The organism is Streptomyces sp. LZ34 (genome assembly GCF_053890475.1).
The window spans coordinates 9,212,635-9,231,386 of sequence record NZ_CM132680.1; the positions used below are offsets into that span (position 1 = coordinate 9,212,635).

The 18,752-nt window shown below is 72.5% G+C and carries 19 protein-coding genes; 12 read left to right on the plus strand and 7 right to left on the minus strand.

What is annotated here, in order from left to right; all coding sequences use genetic code 11:
• Positions 1-21: 21 nt before the first annotated feature.
• Positions 22-1,821, minus strand: coding sequence for an AMP-dependent synthetase/ligase (locus ACWY4P_RS39215; protein ID WP_456205357.1), 1,800 nt, complete (start codon positions 1,819-1,821; stop codon positions 22-24).
• 252 nt (positions 1,822-2,073) lie between these two features.
• Between ACWY4P_RS39215 and ACWY4P_RS39220 the strand changes: the two genes are divergently transcribed.
• The 6 genes from ACWY4P_RS39220 (at position 2,074) to ACWY4P_RS39245 (ending at position 7,328) form a co-directional block, all read left to right on the plus strand.
• On the plus strand, positions 2,074-2,835 hold the full coding sequence (locus ACWY4P_RS39220) for a metallophosphoesterase family protein (protein WP_456205358.1): 762 nt from the start codon (positions 2,074-2,076) through the stop codon (positions 2,833-2,835).
• Positions 2,836-2,973: 138 nt separating this feature from the next.
• The gene (locus ACWY4P_RS39225; RefSeq protein ID WP_319698143.1) at positions 2,974-3,417 is read left to right on the plus strand and encodes an SRPBCC family protein; all 444 of its coding nucleotides are present in this window, start codon (positions 2,974-2,976) and stop codon (positions 3,415-3,417) included.
• A 159-nt stretch (positions 3,418-3,576) separates the two neighbouring features.
• Positions 3,577-4,887, plus strand: coding sequence for an ArsA family ATPase (locus ACWY4P_RS39230; protein WP_456205360.1), 1,311 nt, complete (start codon positions 3,577-3,579; stop codon positions 4,885-4,887).
• A 101-nt stretch (positions 4,888-4,988) separates the two neighbouring features.
• Positions 4,989-5,492 carry a DUF5304 domain-containing protein gene (locus tag ACWY4P_RS39235; protein ID WP_456205361.1) on the plus strand — a complete coding sequence of 168 codons (504 nt, stop codon included), beginning with the start codon at positions 4,989-4,991 and terminating at the stop codon, positions 5,490-5,492.
• Positions 5,493-5,549: 57 nt separating this feature from the next.
• A complete protein-coding gene (locus ACWY4P_RS39240) occupies positions 5,550-6,491 on the plus strand; it encodes an ROK family glucokinase (RefSeq protein WP_456205362.1) in 942 nt (313 codons plus the stop codon).
• A 21-nt stretch (positions 6,492-6,512) separates the two neighbouring features.
• Entirely contained in the window at positions 6,513-7,328 is an 816-nt protein-coding gene (locus ACWY4P_RS39245; protein WP_456205363.1) for an endonuclease/exonuclease/phosphatase family protein, read from the plus strand.
• Between the two features lie 15 nt (positions 7,329-7,343).
• Here the strand turns inward: ACWY4P_RS39245 and ACWY4P_RS39250 are convergent, their stop codons facing one another.
• The 4 genes from ACWY4P_RS39250 to ACWY4P_RS39265 all read right to left on the minus strand — a co-directional run bounded on the left by ACWY4P_RS39250 (position 7,344) and on the right by ACWY4P_RS39265 (position 10,474).
• The gene (locus ACWY4P_RS39250; RefSeq protein WP_456205365.1) at positions 7,344-8,330 is read right to left on the minus strand and encodes a CU044_5270 family protein; all 987 of its coding nucleotides are present in this window, start codon (positions 8,328-8,330) and stop codon (positions 7,344-7,346) included.
• The gene (locus ACWY4P_RS39255) at positions 8,323-8,943 is read right to left on the minus strand and encodes an RNA polymerase sigma factor (RefSeq protein WP_456205366.1); all 621 of its coding nucleotides are present in this window, start codon (positions 8,941-8,943) and stop codon (positions 8,323-8,325) included. The genes ACWY4P_RS39250 and ACWY4P_RS39255 overlap by 8 nt, the downstream gene beginning before the upstream one ends.
• A gap of 120 nt (positions 8,944-9,063) precedes the next feature.
• On the minus strand, positions 9,064-9,672 hold the full coding sequence (locus ACWY4P_RS39260; protein ID WP_456205368.1) for a hypothetical protein: 609 nt from the start codon (positions 9,670-9,672) through the stop codon (positions 9,064-9,066).
• On the minus strand, positions 9,659-10,474 hold the full coding sequence (locus ACWY4P_RS39265; protein WP_456205370.1) for an alpha/beta hydrolase: 816 nt from the start codon (positions 10,472-10,474) through the stop codon (positions 9,659-9,661). The genes ACWY4P_RS39260 and ACWY4P_RS39265 overlap by 14 nt, the downstream gene beginning before the upstream one ends.
• A 181-nt stretch (positions 10,475-10,655) precedes the next feature.
• Here ACWY4P_RS39265 and ACWY4P_RS39270 point away from each other — a divergent pair, with 181 nt between their 5' ends.
• The 4 genes from ACWY4P_RS39270 (at position 10,656) to ACWY4P_RS39285 (ending at position 14,707) form a co-directional block, all read left to right on the plus strand.
• Complete coding sequence (locus tag ACWY4P_RS39270) at positions 10,656-11,462, plus strand: lysophospholipid acyltransferase family protein (protein ID WP_456205371.1); 807 nt, start codon at positions 10,656-10,658, stop codon at positions 11,460-11,462.
• 61 nt (positions 11,463-11,523) lie between these two features.
• On the plus strand, positions 11,524-12,762 hold the full coding sequence (gene macS / locus ACWY4P_RS39275) for a MacS family sensor histidine kinase (RefSeq protein WP_456213207.1): 1,239 nt from the start codon (positions 11,524-11,526) through the stop codon (positions 12,760-12,762).
• Complete coding sequence (locus tag ACWY4P_RS39280) at positions 12,762-13,490, plus strand: response regulator (RefSeq protein ID WP_456213208.1); 729 nt, start codon at positions 12,762-12,764, stop codon at positions 13,488-13,490. The genes macS and ACWY4P_RS39280 overlap by 1 nt, the downstream gene beginning before the upstream one ends.
• 188 nt (positions 13,491-13,678) lie before the next feature.
• A complete protein-coding gene (locus ACWY4P_RS39285) occupies positions 13,679-14,707 on the plus strand; it encodes a 6-phosphofructokinase (RefSeq protein WP_456205372.1) in 1,029 nt (342 codons plus the stop codon).
• A gap of 71 nt (positions 14,708-14,778) precedes the next feature.
• On the opposite strand, the gene ACWY4P_RS39290 is transcribed toward ACWY4P_RS39285, so the two are convergent.
• Together ACWY4P_RS39290 and ACWY4P_RS39295 are read right to left on the minus strand one after the other, a co-directional pair.
• Positions 14,779-16,740: an anthranilate synthase family protein gene (locus tag ACWY4P_RS39290; RefSeq protein WP_456205373.1), complete on the minus strand. Its 1,962-nt coding sequence runs from the start codon at positions 16,738-16,740 to the stop codon at positions 14,779-14,781.
• Between the two features lie 94 nt (positions 16,741-16,834).
• Positions 16,835-16,891, minus strand: coding sequence for a trp operon leader peptide (locus ACWY4P_RS39295; RefSeq protein WP_106516695.1), 57 nt, complete (start codon positions 16,889-16,891; stop codon positions 16,835-16,837).
• Positions 16,892-17,006: 115 nt separating this feature from the next.
• Here ACWY4P_RS39295 and ACWY4P_RS39300 point away from each other — a divergent pair, with 115 nt between their 5' ends.
• Positions 17,007-18,356 (plus strand): class II 3-deoxy-7-phosphoheptulonate synthase, encoded by a 1,350-nt coding sequence (locus ACWY4P_RS39300; RefSeq protein WP_456205375.1) that lies wholly within the window; start codon positions 17,007-17,009, stop codon positions 18,354-18,356.
• A 124-nt stretch (positions 18,357-18,480) separates the two neighbouring features.
• Positions 18,481-18,732, plus strand: coding sequence for a (2Fe-2S)-binding protein (locus tag ACWY4P_RS39305; protein ID WP_456205376.1), 252 nt, complete (start codon positions 18,481-18,483; stop codon positions 18,730-18,732).
• The last annotated feature ends 20 nt before the right edge of the window (positions 18,733-18,752 follow it).

An 18,752-nucleotide genomic window follows, 5' to 3' on the forward strand; every position in this document is an offset into this window, starting at 1 on the left:
TCCACAGGGACAGGGGCCCGGTCAGCGCTGGTAGAGCGCCTCGATCTCGGCCGCGAAGTCCTTGGCCACCACGTTCCGCTTGAGCTTCAGCGACGGCGTGACATGCCCGGAGTCCTCGGTGAACTGCGTGGCGAGGATGCGGAACTTGCGCACCGACTCCGCCTTCGAGACCGCCGCGTTCCCGTCGTCCACCGCCCGCTGGATCTCGGCCAGCAGCTCGGGGTCCTCCCGCAGCTCGGCCACCGTGGAGCCGGCCGGCTTGCCGTGCTCGGCCAGCCAGCGAGGCAGGAACTCCTCGTCGACGGTGACCAGCGCGCCGACGAAGGGGCGGCCGTCGCCGACCACCATGCACTCGGCGATCAGGGCGTGCGCCCTGATCCGGTCCTCGATCACCGCCGGGGCCACGTTCTTGCCGCCCGCGGTGACGATGATCTCCTTCTTGCGGCCGGTGATGGTGAGATAGCCGTCCTCGTCGAGGGTGCCCACGTCGCCGGTGTGGAACCAGCCGTCGGACAGCGCCTCCGCCGTCGCCGCCTCGTTGTTCCAGTACCCGCTGAACAGGTGCTCGCCGTGCAGCAGCACCTCCCCGTCGTCCGCGATCCGGACCACCGTGCCCGGCATCGGCTGGCCCACCGAGCCGAGCTTCTGCCGGTCCCACGGGTTGAAGGTGGTCGCCGCGCAGGACTCCGTCAGGCCGTACCCCTCCAGCACCGTGAAGCCGATGCCCCGGTAGAAGTGGCCGAGCCGGGCGCCCAGCGGGGCGCCGCCGGAGATCGCGTGGGTGGCCCGGCCGCCCAGGACGGCGCGCAGCTTGCTGTAGACCAGGCGGTCGAAGAGCTTGTGCCTGACCTTGAGGCCGAAGGACGGCCCGGCGGGGGAGTCCAGCGCCTCGCTGTAGGCGATGGCGGTCGCGGCCGCCTTGTCGAAGATCTTGCCCTTGCCGTCGGCCTGCGCCTTCGCCCGCGCCGCGTTGTAGACCTTCTCGAAGACGCGCGGCACACCGAGCACCAACGTCGGCCGGAAGGAGGCGAGTTCGTCGGTGAGCGTCTTGACGTCCGGGACATGCCCGAGCTTGATCGGCGCCAGCACCGCCGCGATCTCCACCAGCCGCCCGAAGACATGCGCCTCGGGGAGGAAGAGCAGCACTGACGACTCGCCGGTCACGAAGATCGGCTTGAGGCGGGCCACGACATTGCCGCACTCGGCGAAGAAGCTGCGGTGGGAGAGCACACAGCCCTTGGGGCGGCCGGTGGTGCCCGAGGTGTAGACGATCGTGGCCGGGGAGTCGGCGTTCGCGATGGCGCTGCGCTCGTCGACCACCGCGTCCGCGATGTCCGCGCCCAGCTTCCGCAGGGTCTCGACCGCCCCGCCGCCCTCGATCCGCCAGAGGCCCTTCAGCGCGGGCAGCGTGTCCCGTACGGACTCGACGGCGGCCTCGTGCGCGGCGGACTCCACCACGCAGGCGACCGCGCCCGAGTCGCCGAGGATCCACTGGGTCTGCTCGGCCGAACTCGTCTCGTAGACCGGCACGGTGACCGCGCCCGCGCTCCAGACGGCGAAGTCCAGCAGCGTCCACTCATAGCGGGTGCGCGACATCAGCCCGACCCGGTCGCCCGGCTCCACCCCGGCGGCGATCAGGCCCTTGGCCACGGCCCGCACCTCGGCGAGGAACTCGACGGCGGTGACGTCCTGCCACTCGCCGTCGACCTTCCGGCCGACCACGGCCACCTCGGGATGGTGGGTGGCGTTGCGCCGGATGAGGTCCGTCAGATTCCCGTCGGCCGGAACCTCGTACAGGGCCGGAAGGCTGAACTCGCGCAAGACTGCTGCTCCTCGTCGGGCGCCGGCGCCGCTACACGGGCAATGGGGGGTGGTGGACTGCCCGGACGTTACCGATGGGTATGGCATCTGGGATAGGGGGTCCTCCCAGATGTTTGATGCGTCACACCCCGCTCTCGTACTGGCCGCAGACTAGTCGACGCGGCCCGGGGCCCGGAAGTATCCGCAGGTGGTGGCGGGGTGGTCCAAGCCGGTGCCTGACGGCCCGAGCCCGCAGGACTTAGGCTGACCCGCATGCGAGTTCACGTGGTCAGCGACGTGCACGGCAACAGCCGGGACCTGAAGAAGGCGGGCGAAGGCGCGGACGCCCTGATCTGTCTCGGGGACCTGGTGCTCTTCCTCGACTACGCCGATCACTCCCGGGGCATCTTCCCCGACCTGTTCGGTGTCGAGAACGCCGACCGCATCGTGGAGCTGCGCACCGCCCGCCGGTTCGAGGAGGCCCGCGCGTTCGGCAACCGGCTGTGGGACGGGCTGGACCGCAACGCCGCCATCGAGTCCGCGGTGCGCCGGCAGTACGCCGAGCTCTTCGCGGCCTTTCCCGCCCCCACCTACGCGACCTACGGCAATGTCGACATACCGAGGCTGTGGCCCGAGTACGCCGGGCCCGGCACCACCGTCCTCGACGGCGAGCGGATCGAGATCGGCGGCCGGGTCTTCGGCTTCGTCGGCGGCGGGCTGCGCACCCCGATGCGCACGCCGTACGAGATCGACGACGAGGTCTACGCCGCGAAGATCGCCGCGCTCGGCGAGGTCGACGTGTTGTGCACCCACATCCCGCCCGATGTGCCCGAGCTGTGCTACGACACCGTCGCCCGCCGCTTCGAGCGGGGCAGCGCCGCCCTCCTCGACGCCATCCGCGCCGTGCGTCCCAAGTACGCCTTCTTCGGCCATGTCCACCAGCCGCTCGCCCGCCGGATGCGGATCGGCGCCACCGAGTGCGTCAACGTCGGACACTTCGCCTCGACCGGCACCCCCTGGACCCTGGAGTGGTGAGACCGTCAGACCATCCGACAGTAGGGCCCGCGACGCCGCGGGCCCTACTGTCGGACGGTCCAAGCCGCGCGCGGTAGCCTTCAGCGGCAGAGACCCAGGCGGCGGATCAAGCGGACCGACACCGAAGGAACCACGGCGATGGCGGAACACACCAGCTCGAGCATCACGATCGAGGCGGCACCGGCCGACGTGATGGAGGTGATCGCCGACTTCGACCGTTACCCGGAGTGGTCCGGAGAGGTGAAGGAGGCCGACGTCCTCACCAAGGACGACCGGGGCCGCGCCGAGAAGGTGCGGATGCTGCTCGACGCCGGGGCGATCAAGGACGACTACACCCTGGAGTACACCTGGACAGGTGACAACCAGGTCAGCTGGTCCCTGGTCAAGTCCCAGATGCTGCGCTCCCTCGACGGCTCCTACCTGCTGGCCCCCCTCGACAGCGGCAAGCGCACCGAGGTCACCTACCAGCTCACCGTCGACGTCAAGATCCCGATGCTCGGCATGATCAAGCGCAAGGCCGAGAAGGTCATCATCGACCGCGCGCTGGCCGGTCTGAAGAAGCGGGTGGAGAGCGCCGCCTAGGCCCGACCAGGCCCGCCTGGACCCGCCCAGGCCCTCTGGGCCCCCGCCCGGCGCGGGCGCGACCGCGAGCGCCACTGATCCCGCTACCGTCGGGAAGCCCCACCTCGTGCCCCCAGCTACCGCTGGAGGTACCCCCGCCCTGCCCGGAGGCTCCTTTTCATGCGTACGGTCCTCGTCACCGGTACCGGCGGCGCGGGCCGCACCACCGTCGCCGCCGCGACCGCGCTCGCCGCCGCCCGCGAGGGACGGCGCGCCCTGCTGCTCACGGCGGACCGCGACGGCACCCCGGAGGCGCTGCTCGGCCTCCCCGCGCCCCGGCCCGCCGCACCGGCGGCCGAGCGGCTGCCGTGGTCCCCGCCGGTCGAGGTCGCCCCCGGGCTGTGGGCCGCGCGCATCGCCGCCGCCGACTGGTTCCGCGGCGAGCTGACCGCGCTCCAGGAGCGGGGGCGCGGCGCGCTGGACATGCTCGGCGCGACCCCGCTGGACCCCGAGGAGCTGACCGGCCTGCCCGGCGCGGAGGCCTTCGCGGTGCTGCGCGCGCTGCGCGCCGCCCACGAACCGAGTTCTCCCTGGGACGTCCTGGTCGTCGACATGCCGCCCGCCCCCGACACGATCGCGGTCCTGGCGCTGCCCGAGCAGCTGCGCCGCTATCTGCGCCGGCTGCTGCCCGCCGAGCGGCAGGCGGCGCGCGCCCTGCGGCCGATGCTGGCGCAGCTCGCCGGGGTGCCGATGCCCGCCCAGAAGCTGTACGAGACGGCCGAGCGCTGGGAGCGCGAGCTGGCCGGCGTCCAGGCCCTGATCGAGTCCGAGGCCACCACCGTACGGCTGGTGGTGGACCCGGGACCGCTCGCCGACCGGGCGCTGCGCACCGCGCGCGCCGGGCTCGCGCTGTACGGCTGCCGCGTGGAGGCCGTGGTCGCCAACCGGCTGCTGCCCACCGGCACCGCCGACCCCTGGCTCGCGGCGCTGTCCGGCCGCCAGCAGGCCGCGCTCAAGGAGCTGCACGGGGAGTGGGCGCCCGACGTCCCCGTCCGCGAGCTGCCGCACCTGGGCCACGACCCGCTGGAGGCGAGCGGCCCGCACGACTCCGCCGGTCCCCCTGACTCCGCCGGCCCGGGCGGCGCGCACCGGGCGGGCGGACCCGCCGCCGGGCTCGCCGCCCTCGCCGGCCCGGCCGGGGCCCCCGAGCCGCGGCCCGACCGCCGGGCCGCCGAGCCGTGGACGGTCGAGGACCGCCTCGCCGACGAAGGGGAGCTGGTGTGGCGGCTGCCGCTGCCCGGCGCCGACCGCGACGCCCTCGGCCTGGTGCGCCGCGGCGATGAACTGATCGTCACCGTCGGCCCGTTCCACCGGGTGCTGCCACTGCCGTCCGCCCTGCGCCGCTGCACCGTGTCCGGCGCCGGGCTGCGCGACGGCCGCCTCCACGTCCGGTTCGCACCGGATCCCGAGCTGTGGCCGAAGAGCCTGTGACGACTCTCGCCTCTTTTCTCGCCTTGTCATTCCGGTAACGTCGGGAGCAAGCCCGGATGAACACCCCCGGGCCGCCAGTCCCTCCGCCGCAGGAGCCCGCCATGAGCGACGCCACCGAGCGCCCCGCCGAATCCCCGGTCACCGACGTACCGGTCACCGACATCGACCCCGACGCCTGGGAGCGGGCCTGTGCCGAGGACCTCGCCGCGGAGCGGGCCCGCCGCCGGGCCGGCGAGGGCGGCCACGAGCCCGGCAGCGCCGCCGAGGAGCTGCGCAAGCTGGCCGAGGCCATCGCCGACAGGTTCGCCGGCCCCCAGGCCCCGCTGGCCGGGACGGCCGTGCAGGGCGCCGTACAACACTTGATCGCACAGGCCAAGGCCGCTGTCGAACCGGTCATCGAACGGAACCCTGAGGTCTTCGACCACCTCGCCACCGCCGGCACCGAGCTCCTCGCCGCTTATCGGGCCGCGGTCCAGGGCCAGGAGCAGCGCTGGACGCGGGGCGGCGACAACCGCGCCGACGAGACGGACGACCGAGCCAACAAGGCCGACGAGGGCGACGAGGGCGACGAGTCTTCGAGTAGTGAACACATCGACCTCGACTGAGCCCCGTCTCCGGTACCGTTGTGCTCGGCGGGGTTCGACCAAATAACTGAGGGACACATGGGACTCACCATCGGCGTCGACATCGGCGGCACGAAGATCGCAGCTGGCGTGGTCGACGAAGAGGGCTCGATTCTCGAGACGTGCAAGGTATCGACCCCGCTGACTCCCGAGGGGGTCGTCGACGCCATCGCGGACGCGGTGCGCCAGGTCAGCACCGGCCATGACATCGAGGCCGTCGGTATCGGCGCGGCCGGTTACGTGGACGACAAGCGCGCCACGGTGCTCTTCGCGCCCAACATCAACTGGCGCCACGAGGCGCTCAAGGACAAGGTCGAGCAGCGCGTGGGCCTGCCCGTCGTCGTCGAGAACGACGCGAACGCCGCCGCGTGGGGCGAGTACCGCTTCGGCGCCGGCCAGGGCCATGACGACGTCGTGTGCATCACGCTCGGCACCGGCCTCGGCGGCGGCATCATCATCGGTGGCAAGCTGCACCGCGGCCGCTTCGGCGTCGCCGCCGAGTTCGGCCACATCCGCGTCGTCCCGGACGGGCTGCTGTGCGGCTGCGGCAGCCAGGGCTGCTGGGAGCAGTACGCCTCCGGCCGCGCCCTGGTCCGCTACGCCAAGCAGCGCGCCAACGCCACCCCGGAGAGCGCCGAGGTGCTGCTCGGCCTCGGCGACGGCACCCCCGAGGGCATCCAGGGCAAGCACATCAGCGACGCCGCCCGCCAGGGCGATCCGGTCGCCATCGACTCCTTCCGAGAGCTGGCCCGCTGGGCCGGCGCCGGTCTTGCCGACCTCGCCTCGCTCTTCGACCCCTCGGCGTTCATCGTCGGCGGCGGCGTCTCCGACGAGGGCGACCTGGTCCTCGAGCCGATCCGCAAGTCCTTCCGCCGCTGGCTGGTCGGCAATCAGTGGCGCCCGCACGCCCAGGTGCTCGCCGCCCAGCTCGGCGGCAAGGCCGGGCTCGTCGGCGCCGCCGACCTGGCCCGCCAGGGCTGACCGGGACGGGGGGGACGACACATGGTGCTCGCGGACCTGCCGGCATCGGCCACCGCCCAGGACGCGGCGGTGGTGCGGGTGCTCAGCTACAACATCCGCTCGCTGCGCGACGACCGCGAGGCGCTGGTCCGGGTCATCCGGGCCTGCGCCCCCGACGTGCTGTGCGTGCAGGAGGCGCCGCGCTTCTTCCGCTGGCGCAAGGCCGCCTCCTGGCTGGCCCGCGAGACCGGCCTCGTCCACACCACCGGCGGTGCCACCGCCGCCGGCCCGATGCTGCTGACCTCGCTGCGCGCCCATGTGGAGCGGACCGAGGACATCCTGCTGCCCCGCGTCCCCGGCCTGCACCGGCGCGGCCTGGCCACCGCCGTGCTGCGGTTCGGGGGCGGGCACCGGGGCGACAACGGGATCAGGCTCGGCGTGGTCAGCTGCCATCTGAGCCTGGCCGCGGCCGAGCGCTACGACCAGGCGGGGATGGTGCTGGACCACCTGGCCCGGCTGGACGTCCCGTACACCGTCCTGGCCGGCGACATCAACGACCAGCCCGAGGGCCGCGCCTTCCGCCGGCTGGCCGGACCGCTGCGCGACGCCTGGGCCACCGAGCCCTGGGGGAGCGAGTTCACCTACCCGCCGGACCGGCCGCGGCGGCGCATCGACGCGCTCTTCGCGACCGAGGGTGTGGAGATCCTCGGCTGCGGGGTGCCGGCCGGGCTGCCCGGGGTCACCGAGACAGACCTGAGGGCGGCCTCGGACCATCTCCCGGTCCTGGCCGCCCTCAGGCTCCCCCGTGTTTCCCCCGTCGTGCCCGCCGGTCGGACGAGCACGGGTCTCCTGGCCTGAGGCCCTGGCTAAGGCCTAAGGCCGCTGCTTGACCTTGTCCACCACCGCGTAGCCGTCCAGGTACGAGCGCTGGACGTACTGGTCGTGGGTCTTGTCGGAGCTGCGGATGTCGCGCATGCCCAGGTAGGCGTATGTGTTCGCGTCGAAGATGAACACCGACGACAGCCCGTGCGGGCTGTCGTACGAGATCGCGATGCCCTCGCGCCCCTTGGCGTCCTTCTCGCCCGGGGTCGCCTTGACCCCCGGGATCCTGCCGAGCGCCTCGTACGCCGCGGCCCGCAGCCCGTCGGGCATCACCGGCACGCGGTACAGCAGCCCCGCGAGGCCGAACTCGATGTCACCCCACTCGTCGTCCTCGATCGGCCTGTTGTAGTGCGGCTTCTTGTACGCCCAGTCGCGCACCGCGATCAGCAGCTTGTCCGGGTCCGTCGGCAGTTTCTCCAGCCGTGTCCAGTCCTGGGGCGGCCAGGACGAGCCCTCCTGCGGGTCCGGGTCGGACCACCAGCCATGGCCGATCTCCATCACCCACGACCGGTGGGAGCCGTCGACGGACCGCCAGTTCTCGTCCGTGTAAGTCTTGGTCTTCCCGGTCTTCTTCGACGTCTCCTTGATGATCTCTTTGGTGTAGATGAACTGGTCGTCGCGGGGCTCGATGCCCTTCCCCCGCTTCCGCTCGAAGGCCGCCGCCCCGTTCAGCACCGTGCGCGCGCTGACGTTCTGTAGACGGGGCGACGCGGTGGGGCGGGCCTGGGCGGGGTCCGAGCCCGAGCCCTGGTTCACCGCGACCAGCACGCCCGCGGTCGCGGCGGCGGCCACGGACGCGGCGACGACCACCCGCAGCAGCGGGTGGCGGCGCCGCGGGGCGGGGGCGCCGCCCATCGCGGCGAACAGCCGGGCCCGGGCCCGGCTGCGGGCCCGGCCGGTGAGCGGCGGCGCGCCCGTGTCCCAGTCGCGCAGCAGCTCGAGTTCGTCCTGGTCTGGCGGCAATGGCTGATTACTCATGGCCGGATTCCTCCCGGAAGGCAGTTGGATCGGATCCGCCCAGTGCTTCGCGCAATTTGCTGCGAGCCCGATGCAGCCGTGATCTGACCGTGCCGACGGGCACCTCCAGGGCCTCCGCGGCCTCCTCGTAACCGAGACCGGCCCAGGCCACCAGCAACACGACATCCCGGTGCCGGGCGGGCAGCCGGGACAGCGCCCCGGCCAGCTCCCGCCGTACCCCCTGCGCGGTGACCCGCGCGGCGACCCGGTCCGCGACCGCCTCGTCGTGGTCGGCGGGCGCGGGCAGCCGCCCGAGCGCCTTGAAGCGCCGGGCCTCGGCCCGGCGGTGCCGGCTGATGAGGTTGGTCGCGATGCCGAACAGCCACGGGCGGGCGTCGGCCCGCTCGAGGTCGTACCGGTGCCGCTGCTGGAAAGCGGTGGTGAACGTCTCCGCCATCAGGTCGTCCGCCGCCTCGGTGCCGAGCCGGCGGGCCGCGTAGCGGTGCACCGCGTCGGCGTGGCGGTCGAACAGCACGGCGAAGGCTTCGGGCTCGTCCCGAGACCGTTCGATCAACGAGGCGTCGGTGTCCTGGCTCTGGTCCTGGCCGAGCCGGACGCCTGTTCCGACGGTCATCGGGGCTCCTCTCGTTCCTGCGAACGCTTCGAAGATGTGGGCTTGTTCACCCGTACTTCGCCGTTCGCGGGAATCGAGTTCCCTTTCCGTCGTTCAGGCGGCCGGGGCCGCCGCGCCGGGTCAGACGACCGCGCCGCGCCCCGGGTCCTCGTCCTCCTCCTCGCCGTCGTCCTTCATCCGCAGCACCAGCGTGGTGAAGCCGCCCAGGAAGCCGCCCACCGCGAGCGTGGTGATCCACCAGGTCAGCTCCACCTGGAACAGCACCACGCCGAGCAGCAGCAGCGGGCCGCCCAGGACGCCCAGCCAGGCGAAGCGGGCGGTGGCGTCGGTCTCGGGGAGCGGGGGCGGCTCGGGCGGGACGAAGTGGCCCTCGTCGGTCTCGTCGAAGTCGTCGTCGGACGGCTCGGCGGGCTCCCAGTCGCGCGGGCCGACGCCCGGCGCGTACACGATGAAGCTGCCGAGAGGCTTGTCCGGCTTGGCCACATCGACCGGGCCGGCCCCCGCTTCCGGGGCGTCCTTGTCGTCCCCGTCGCGTCGGCCGTGCGGGTCGGCCGCGTCATCCGCGTCGGCTGCGTTTTCCGCGTCGTCGGGGAGATCTTCGGCCTCGGGCCATGGCGCCGGTCCCTCGGGGTCCCGGGTCTCCTTGCCGTACGCCGCGACGATCTCGGCGAACGCGGCATCGTCGTCCCGCGCGCCTGCCTCGTTCTCGTTCGGGTCACGCTCCGCCACTGGCCGCCGCCCCCTCCTTCCCGAGTCGCGTATCCGTCCCACTGTCCTCATCGATACCCCGCGCCAGCCTGCTGATGAACGCATGGGTCTCGGCGAAGACGAGCTCAGCGTCGTGGTCCAGCGTCGCCACGTGGTAGCTGCGCTCCAGCACCAGCTCGGTGACGTCCCGGGAGGAGACCCGGCTCAGGATCCGCGCCGAATCGACCGGCGGCACCACATGGTCCTGCGCGCTGTGCATCAGCAGCAGCGGCTGGGTCACCCGCGGCAGCTCGGCGTCCACTTCCAGGAGCAGCCGGCGCAGCTGGTACGCGCCGTGCAACGGCACCCGGTCATAGCCCGTCTCCGGCGTGCCCGGCTTGGCGATGTCGCTCACGATGCCCTTGACGGAGGGGACCAGATGGCGCAGCACCGGCAGTGCCGGGGCCGCCCGGTCGTGCATCTTGTGGGCCGGGTTGACCAGGGCGAGCCCGCTGACCCGCGCCCCGTGCCGGGCGGCCAGCCGCAGGGCGAGCGCGCCGCCCATCGACAGACCGCATACGAACACCTGCCGACATCGCTCGGCGAGCCCGCGGAACTCCCGGTCCACCTCGGCGTACCAGTCCCCCCGGCTGGTGACCGCGAGCTCCTGCCAGCGGGTGCCGTGGCCGGGCAGCAGCGGGAGCGAGACCGTCAGGCCCTGCCGCGCGAGGTGCTCGGCCCAGGGGCGGACCGACTGGGGCGAGCCGGTGAAGCCATGACAGACGAGGACGCCGATCTCTCCGCCGTCGTGGCGGAACGGCTGGGCCCCGGGCAGGAGCGGCACCGCGGATCTCCGTTCGGTGTATCTGGCAGGTGTTTAGCTGTATCTGGCAGTCGGTGGAACGGGGCCGGGCGGCCCGGGATCTCAGCGTACGCGGCGCGCCGCACAGGGGGTAGGCACGTTAAGGTCTCCTCGTCGGGTAAAGGTCGGATACAGGCGAGGTCCTCGGTTGTTCTACGGCGCCATGAAGCTGTCGGTCGGCGGCACGTTGAAGCTTGCCTTCCGGCCCTGGGTGGAGGGACTGGAGAACGTCCCCGCCGAGGGGCCGGCCATTCTCGCCAGCAACCATCTGTCCTTCTCCGACTCCTTCTTCCTCCCCGCGATGCTCGACCGCAAGGTCACCTTCATCGCCAAGCAGGAGTACTTCACCACCCCGGGCGTGAAAGGCAAGCTGACCGCCGCGTTCTTCAAGGGCGTCGGGCAGCTGCCGGTGGACCGCTCGGGCGGGCGCGGCGCGAGTGAGGCCGCGATCAAGAGCGGCATCGAGGTGCTGGAGCGCGGCGAGCTGTTCGGCATCTACCCGGAGGGCACGCGCTCGCCGGACGGGCGGCTGTACCGCGGCAAGCCGGGCGGTCTGGCGCGGGTGGCGCTGGCGACGGGCGCCCCGGTGATCCCGGTCGCGATGATCGACACCGAGAAGATCCAGCCACCGGGCAAGGTCATGCCCAAGCTGATGCGGCCGGGCATCCGGATCGGCAAGCCGCTGGACTTCAGCCGCTACCACGGCATGGACAACGACCGCTTCATCCTGCGTTCGGTGACCGACGAGGTCATGTACGAGATCATGAAGCTGTCCGGCCAGGAGTACGTCGACATCTACGCGACCGTCGCCAAGCGGCAGATCGCGGATGCCGAGGCGGCCCGCAAACGCGAGGGCAGGAGCGCCGAGGGCGCCGGCGACGACAAGCCCGGGGATCGGGGCGGGGACAAGCCCAGGGACCAGAGCGGGGACCAGGGCGGGGACCAGGGCGGGGACAAGTCCGGGGCGTGACCGAGTCCGGCGCGGGGGTGGGGAAGTGGCGCAGCGGCCCAAGGGCGAGCGTGTCGTGCGCATGTCGGTGGAGCAGCCCCTCTGGCGGGCACTGACCGCCTACCGGGTGCTCACGCTGCTGTACGCGCTCACCCTCTACGCCTACGGCTACGACAACTACGACCACCCGCTCGGCGCGGGCGCCTATATGGCCGTGCTGACCGTGTGGACCGCGCTCACCGTCCGCATGGTCTCCTCGGCCGAGCGGTGCACCCTGCGCTTCCTGGCCGGTGACCTGACCGTCGCGGTGGTCGGCATCCTGCTCACCCCGCTCGTCGACACCCACGACCGCATCGCCGAGGGCACGCCCACCCTGCCGTCGATATGGACGGCCGGAGCCGTGCTCGGCTTCGCGATCAAGGGCGGCTGGCGGTGGGCCGCCTGGGCCTCCACCGTCGTCTGCGCGGCCAACATCATCGAACGCGGCGGATTCGCCCAGGACGCCGTCCACATGCTCATGCTGGTGTGGGTGGCGAGCGTGGCGATCGGCTATGTGGTCGAGGTGGCCCGCGCCAGTGAGCGCACCCTGGCCCGCGCGCTGCGGATCGAGGCTGCCACGCGCGAACGGGAGCGGCTGGCCCGCGACATCCACGACAGCGTGCTCCAGGTCCTCGCCATGGTGCAGCGGCGGGGCGCCGCGATCGGCGGGGAGGCGGCCGAGCTGGGGCGGATGGCGGGGGAGCAGGAGATCGCGCTGCGCACGCTGATCTCCACCGGCCCGGCGACCGGGCCCGCCGCCCCCCTGAGGGCCCGGGGCGCGGCGGACTCGGGGGACGCGGCACAGTCGGCTGAGCCGGCTGGGGCCGTGCTTCTGACGGTCGCGGCCGACGCACCCGCCACGGACGGGGCGACCGGGGGCGAACGGTGCGATCTGCTGGCCCTGTTGGCCCGGCACGCCGGATCCCGTGTCACCCTCTCCGGGCCCGGCACCGCCGTACCGCTCCCCGCCGAGGCCGCCACCGAGCTCGCGGCCGCCGTCGGCGCCGCCTTGGACAATGTGCGGGCGCACGCGGGAGAGGGCGCGCACACCTGGATCCTGGTCGAGGACGAGCCGGACGCGGTGACGGTGACCGTCCGCGACGACGGCCCCGGCATCCCCGAGGGGCGGCTGGCCGACGCCGAGCGCGAGGGGCGGCTCGGCGTGGCGCTGTCCATCCGGGGGCGCCTGCGCGACCTGGGCGGCAGCGCCGAGTGGATCTCGGCGCCCGGCCAGGGCACCGAGGTGGAGTTGAGGGTTCCGCGGCAGGGGGAGACCGGATGATGACCGAGCGGCGGGACAGCGGACAGGGCGGCGGACAGGACGCGGAGCACGAGGGGCGGCCCGTGACCGTGATGGTGGTCGACGACCACCCGATGTGGCGCGACGCCGTCGCCCGCGACCTGTCCGAGGCCGGGTTCGAGGTGGTGGCCACGGCGGGGGACGGCCCGCAGGCCGTGCGCCGCGCCAAGGCCGCGAACCCCGACGTCCTGGTGCTCGACCTCAACCTCCCCGGGCTGCCCGGGGTCGAGGTCTGCCGGCAGCTCGTGGGCGGCGAGTCCGGCCCGCCCGGCCCGCGCGTACTCGTGCTCTCCGCGAGCGGGGAACACACGGACGTCCTGGAGGCGGTGAAGTCCGGCGCGACCGGCTATCTGCTCAAGTCGGCCAGTACGGCGGAGCTGCTGGACGCGGTGCGCCGGACGGCCGCCGGGGAGCCGGTGTTCACCCCGGGCCTCGCGGGCCTGGTGCTCGGCGAGTACCGCCGGCTGGCGAAGGACCCCGCCCCCGCCGCACCCGACCGCCCCGTCGCCCCCCGGCTGACCGAGCGGGAGACAGAGGTGCTGCGGCTGGTGGCCAAGGGGCTGTCGTACAAGCAGATCGCCGAGCGGCTGGTCATCTCGCACCGCACGGTGCAGAACCACGTCCAGAACACCCTCGGCAAGCTCCAGTTGCACAACCGCGTCGAGCTGGTGCGGTACGCGATCGAGCGCGGCCTGGACACCGGCGCCTGACCAGGCGAACCGAGCCGCAAAAAAGGAGCGTCAGCGGCTGATACCGCTCGTTCGAGTGAAGTTGGCCGGCAACTGCCCCTGCCCACAAGGGATTCACTTCTCGCCCTATCCCATGTGACATGGATCACCGTTAGCGTGGCTTCACGTACCGGGCATTCACGGGAATTCATGAGAGAAGGGAAGAAACGATGCGGGTCGGAGTGCTGACCGGTGGCGGTGACTGCCCCGGGCTCAACGCGGTCATCCGCGCCACCGTCCGTAAGGGCGTGCAGGAGTACGGCTATGACTTCGTCGGCTTCCGGGACGGCTGGCGCGGTCCGCTCGAAGGCGACACCGTGACCCTCGACATCCAGGCCGTGCGGGGCATCCTGCCGCGCGGCGGCACCATCCTCGGGTCGTCCCGCACCAACCCCCTCAAGAGCCAGGACGGCATCCGCCGCGTCAAGGAGACCCTCGCCAAGGAGGAGGTGGACGCGCTCATCGCGATCGGCGGCGAGGACACCCTCGGGGTGGCCGCGCGGCTCTCCGGCGAGTACGGGATCCCCTGCGTCGGCGTCCCCAAGACCATCGACAACGATCTGTCCGCCACCGACTACACCTTCGGCTTCGACACCGCCGTCAACATCGCCACCGAGGCCATCGACCGCCTCCACACCACGGCCGAGTCGCATATGCGCGTCCTCGTCGTCGAGGTGATGGGCCGTCACGCGGGCTGGATCGCCCTCCACTCCGGGCTGGCCGGCGGCGCCAACGTCATCCTCATCCCCGAGCAGCGCTTCGACGTGGACCAGATCTGCGCCTGGGTCGAGTCCCGCTTCAAGATCCGCTACGCCCCGATCGTGGTCGTCGCGGAGGGAGCCATGCCCAAGGGCGGCGACGCGGTCCTCAAGGACGGGTCGCTCGACTCCTTCGGCCACGTCCGGCTCTCCGGCATCGGCGAGTGGCTGGCCAAGGAGATCGAGAGGCGCACCGGCAAGGAGGCCCGCACCACCGTGCTCGGCCACGTGCAGCGCGGCGGCACCCCCAGCGCCTTCGACCGCTGGCTCGCCACCCGCTTCGGGCTGCACGCCATCGACGCCGTCCGGGACGAGGACTACGGCAAGATGGTCGCGCTGCGCGGCACCGACATCGTCCGCGTCCCCCTCGCCGAGGCCACCGCACGGCTGAAGACCGTGGACCTCTCGCTGTACGCCGAGGCCGAGGTCTTCTTCGGCTGACGCCCGACGGGCGGGGAGGGGGCGGAGCCTGCGGCGCCGCCCCCTCCCCGCCCGGGCGGTCGGGGGCGCCGTTACACCAGGACGGCCGCCAGCAGCTCGGCCACGATGGCCGAGCCGTTCAGCGTCAGCACGGACTCGGGGTGGAACTGCACGCCCGCGAAGTTCGGCCCGCGCAGCGCGTGCACCTCACCGCCGGCCGGGTCGCGGCTCACCTCCACCCGGTGCATCGCCAGCTCGGCCACCGCCGCCTCGTCGCACCGCGCGGTGAAGGTGTTGTAGAAGCCGACGGTCTCCTCGCGCCCGAAGAAGCCGATCCGCTCCTGCGCGCCCTGGAACGGCACGTCCTTCCGTACGATCTCCAGGCCCAGCTCGGCCGCCAGCAGCTCGTGCCCCAGGCACACCCCAAGCAGCCCGTGCCGGTGCCCGCGCACCAGGTCCGCCGTCAGCCCGCGCAGAAACCGCATCTTCGGGTCGGCCGTGTCCGACGGGTCGCCCGGCCCCGGGCCGAGCACCACCGGCCCCTCGTGGGCCAGCGCCGCCTCCCGTACCCCCGGCTCGTCGAACCGCCGCACGGTCACCGTCAGCCCGGTGGTCCGCAGCAGATGCGCCAGCATCGCGGTGAAGGTGTCCTCGCCGTCGACCACCAGCGCGTGCCCGGTCGGCCGGGCCCCGGCCGGCGGCGCGGGCTCGGGGGTGTGCATCCGCAGCCAGAACGGGGCCAGATCGGCCCGCCGGGCGTCCAGCGCCGCCCGCACCCGGGGGTCGTCCGCCAGCCGGGGGAGCGCGGGGCGGGCATCCCGCCCCGCGGGCGCCGGACGCACCCCGAGGGCGGTGAGCACCCCGGCCGCCTTGGCGTGCGTCTCGGCGACCTCGCTCCGGGGGTCGGAGTGGCGCACCAGCGTCGCCCCGACCGGCACTCGCAGCGCACCGGCGCCGTCGATGTCGGCGGTGCGGATCAGGATCGGCGAGTCCAGGGTCTGGGCGCCGCCGGCGTCCCGCCCGATGAGCGCGAGCGCCCCCGCGTAGTAGCCGCGCCCCGCCCCGTCGGGCCCGGCGGGCTCGTACCGCTCGATCACCCGGCAGGCGTTCTGCACCGGCGAGCCGGTCACCGTCGCCGCGAACATCGTCTCCCGCAGCACGTCCCGGACGTCCAGGGAGGAGCGGCCGCGCAGCTCGTACTCGGTGTGCGCGAGGTGTGCCATCTCCTTGAGCCGGGGGCCGACCACCACACCGCCCATGTCGCCGACCGTGCACATCATCTTCAGCTCCTCGTCCACGACCATGGACAGCTCCTCCACCTCCTTGCGGTCGTGCAGGAACTCCAGCAGCCCGTCCAGCCGGGCCCCGTCCCGGGGATAGCGGTACGTTCCGCTGATCGGGTTCATCACGACCGTCCCGCCGGACATCCGCACATGCACCTCGGGGCTGGCGCCCACCAGCGTCCGTCCGTCCGCCAAGCGGACGACGTACGTCCAGTACGCGCCGCGCTCCCCGGCCAGCAGCCGCCGGAACAGCGCGAGCGCGTCGGCGCGGCTGAAGCCCGGGATCTCGCCCCGGAACGTTCTGCGGATCACGAAGTTCGCGCCCTCGCCGGTGCCGATCTCGTCCTCGACGACCCGCTCCACGATCGCCGCGTACGCGTCGTCGTCCACGTCGAAGGCCCCGTCCTGGACCCGCACGTCGTGCGCGGGCAGCGCGTCCAGCACCTCGCCCAGCGGCAGCTCGTACGTCTCCTCGGGCCGCAGCACGGCCAGCGGCGTCCCGTCGTCGCGTACGTCGAACCCGCGCTCTCGGATCTGCCGGAACGGCACCAGCGCCAGCGCGTCATGGGTGCCCGCGCCGGTGCCCGGTGCCCCGGTCGGCAGCGGGATGTCGGTCAGCCGGGCCACCTCGGTGACCGGGCCCAGGAGCACCTCGACGGTGTCGGGGGCGTGGCCGGGCGTACGGCGGTGCAGCAGGGCGAAGGGCGGGCAGTCGGCGGCCAGCAGCCGCCGGATGATCGCGCGCGGGTCGTGGTGCGGATCACGGTGCATGGCGGGGGGTTCCTTCCGGGAGGGAGGAACGACCCGCGGATACGCCGAAGGCCGCCCCTCGGGCGGCCTTCGCGATGTCGGTGAGTACGCGCGATCAGTGGGCCGCCGGATGAGCGGTCCACCACCAGGTCATGGTCAGTCGCGCGAACATGGCTCGGACCCTACCCCATGTTTCCGCGCGGCGGTGCGGGGTTCCGGGGGCGGTAGGTGTCTCACCTGGTGGGCAGTGGGCTGGACGGCCGTGGGGACCCCGTAACCTTGCTGGCGTGACCGTGAACGCTGAAACCCACACCGGTGGCCACACCTGGAAGTCTCTTCCCGCGGCGCAGCAGCCCGACTGGCCGGACCAAGCGGCTCTGCGCGAGGTGATCGCCCAGCTCGAGTCCTATCCGCCGCTCGTTTTCGCGGGCGAGTGCGACCAGTTGCGCGACCGCCTGGGTGCCGTGGCCCGGGGTGAAGCGTTCCTGCTCCAGGGCGGCGACTGCGCCGAGGCGTTCGACGCCGTGGGCGCGGACCAGATCCGCAACAAGCTGAAGACGCTGCTGCAGATGGGCGCCGTACTGACCTACGCCGGGCAGGTCCCGGTGGTGAAGGTCGGGCGGATCGCGGGCCAGTACAGCAAGCCGCGCTCCAAGCCGACCGAGACCCGCGACGGGGTGACCCTGCCGACCTACCGCGGCGACTCGGTCAACGGCTTCGAGTTCACCGAGAAGGACCGGATCCCGGACCCGCAGCGGCTCAAGCGGATGTACCAGGCCTCCGCCTCGACGCTGAACCTCGTGCGCGCCTTCACCACCGGCGGCTACGCGGACCTGCGCCAGGTGCACGCCTGGAACCAGGACTTCGTGAAGTCGTCCCCCGCGGGCCAGCGCTACGAGGCGCTGGCGCGCGAGATCGACCGCGCGCTGAACTTCATGAACGCCTGCGGGGTGGACCCGGAGGAGTTCAAGACCGTCGAGTTCTACTCCTCGCACGAGGCCCTGATCCTGGACTACGAGTCGGCGCTGACCCGCACGGACTCCCGTACGGGCGAGCTGTACGACGTGTCCGGCCACATGGTGTGGATCGGCGAGCGCACCCGCCAGCTGGACGGGGCGCATGTCGAGTTCGCCGCGCGGATCCGCAACCCCGTCGGCGTGAAGCTCGGCCCGACGACGACGCCCGAAGAGGCGCTGACGCTGATCGACCGGATCGACCCGAACCGTGAGCCCGGCCGGCTCACCTTCATCACCCGGATGGGCGCGGACAAGGTCCGCGACAAGCTGCCCGACCTGGTGGAGAAGGTGACGGCGTCCGGCGCCCAGGTGGCCTGGATCTGCGACCCGATGCACGGCAACACCTTCGAGGCGGCGTCCGGGCACAAGACCCGCCGCTTCGACGATGTGCTGGACGAGGTCAAGGGCTTCTTCGAGGTCCACAAGGGGCTCGGCACCCACCCGGGCGGCATCCACATGGAGCTGACCGGCGACGATGTCACCGAGTGCGTGGGCGGCGGCGACGAGATCTTCGTCGACGATCTGCACCAGCGCTACGAGACGGCCTGCGACCCGCGGCTCAACCGCAGCCAGTCGCTGGACCTGGCGTTCCTGGTCGCGGAGATGTACCGGGACCAGTGACATACCGGGACTGAACGGTGCGATGGGGCGCGGATCACATGGATCCGCGCCCCATCGGCGTTGTCGGCCCTCCCGAGGGGGAGGTAAGGTAAGGGTTACCTCACTGATCGATCTGGAGAGCCGCGTGTACATCTGCTCATGCTTCGGCATCACCGAGAAGCAGGTGCGCGAGCATGCCGAGTCCGGTGCCTGCACCCCGCGCCAGATCGCGGGCGCCTGCAAGGCCGGCACGGACTGCGGCTCCTGCGTACGGCGCATCCAGGCGCTGCTGGGCCGCGGGGCGTGCCCCAGGCGCGAGTCCCTGGACACACTCGGCCCGGCCGGTGTGCCCGCCGTCGTGTCGGCGTCCGACTCCCAGGTCGCGGAAGCCGCGTAACGCCCGTCCGCTGATCCGGT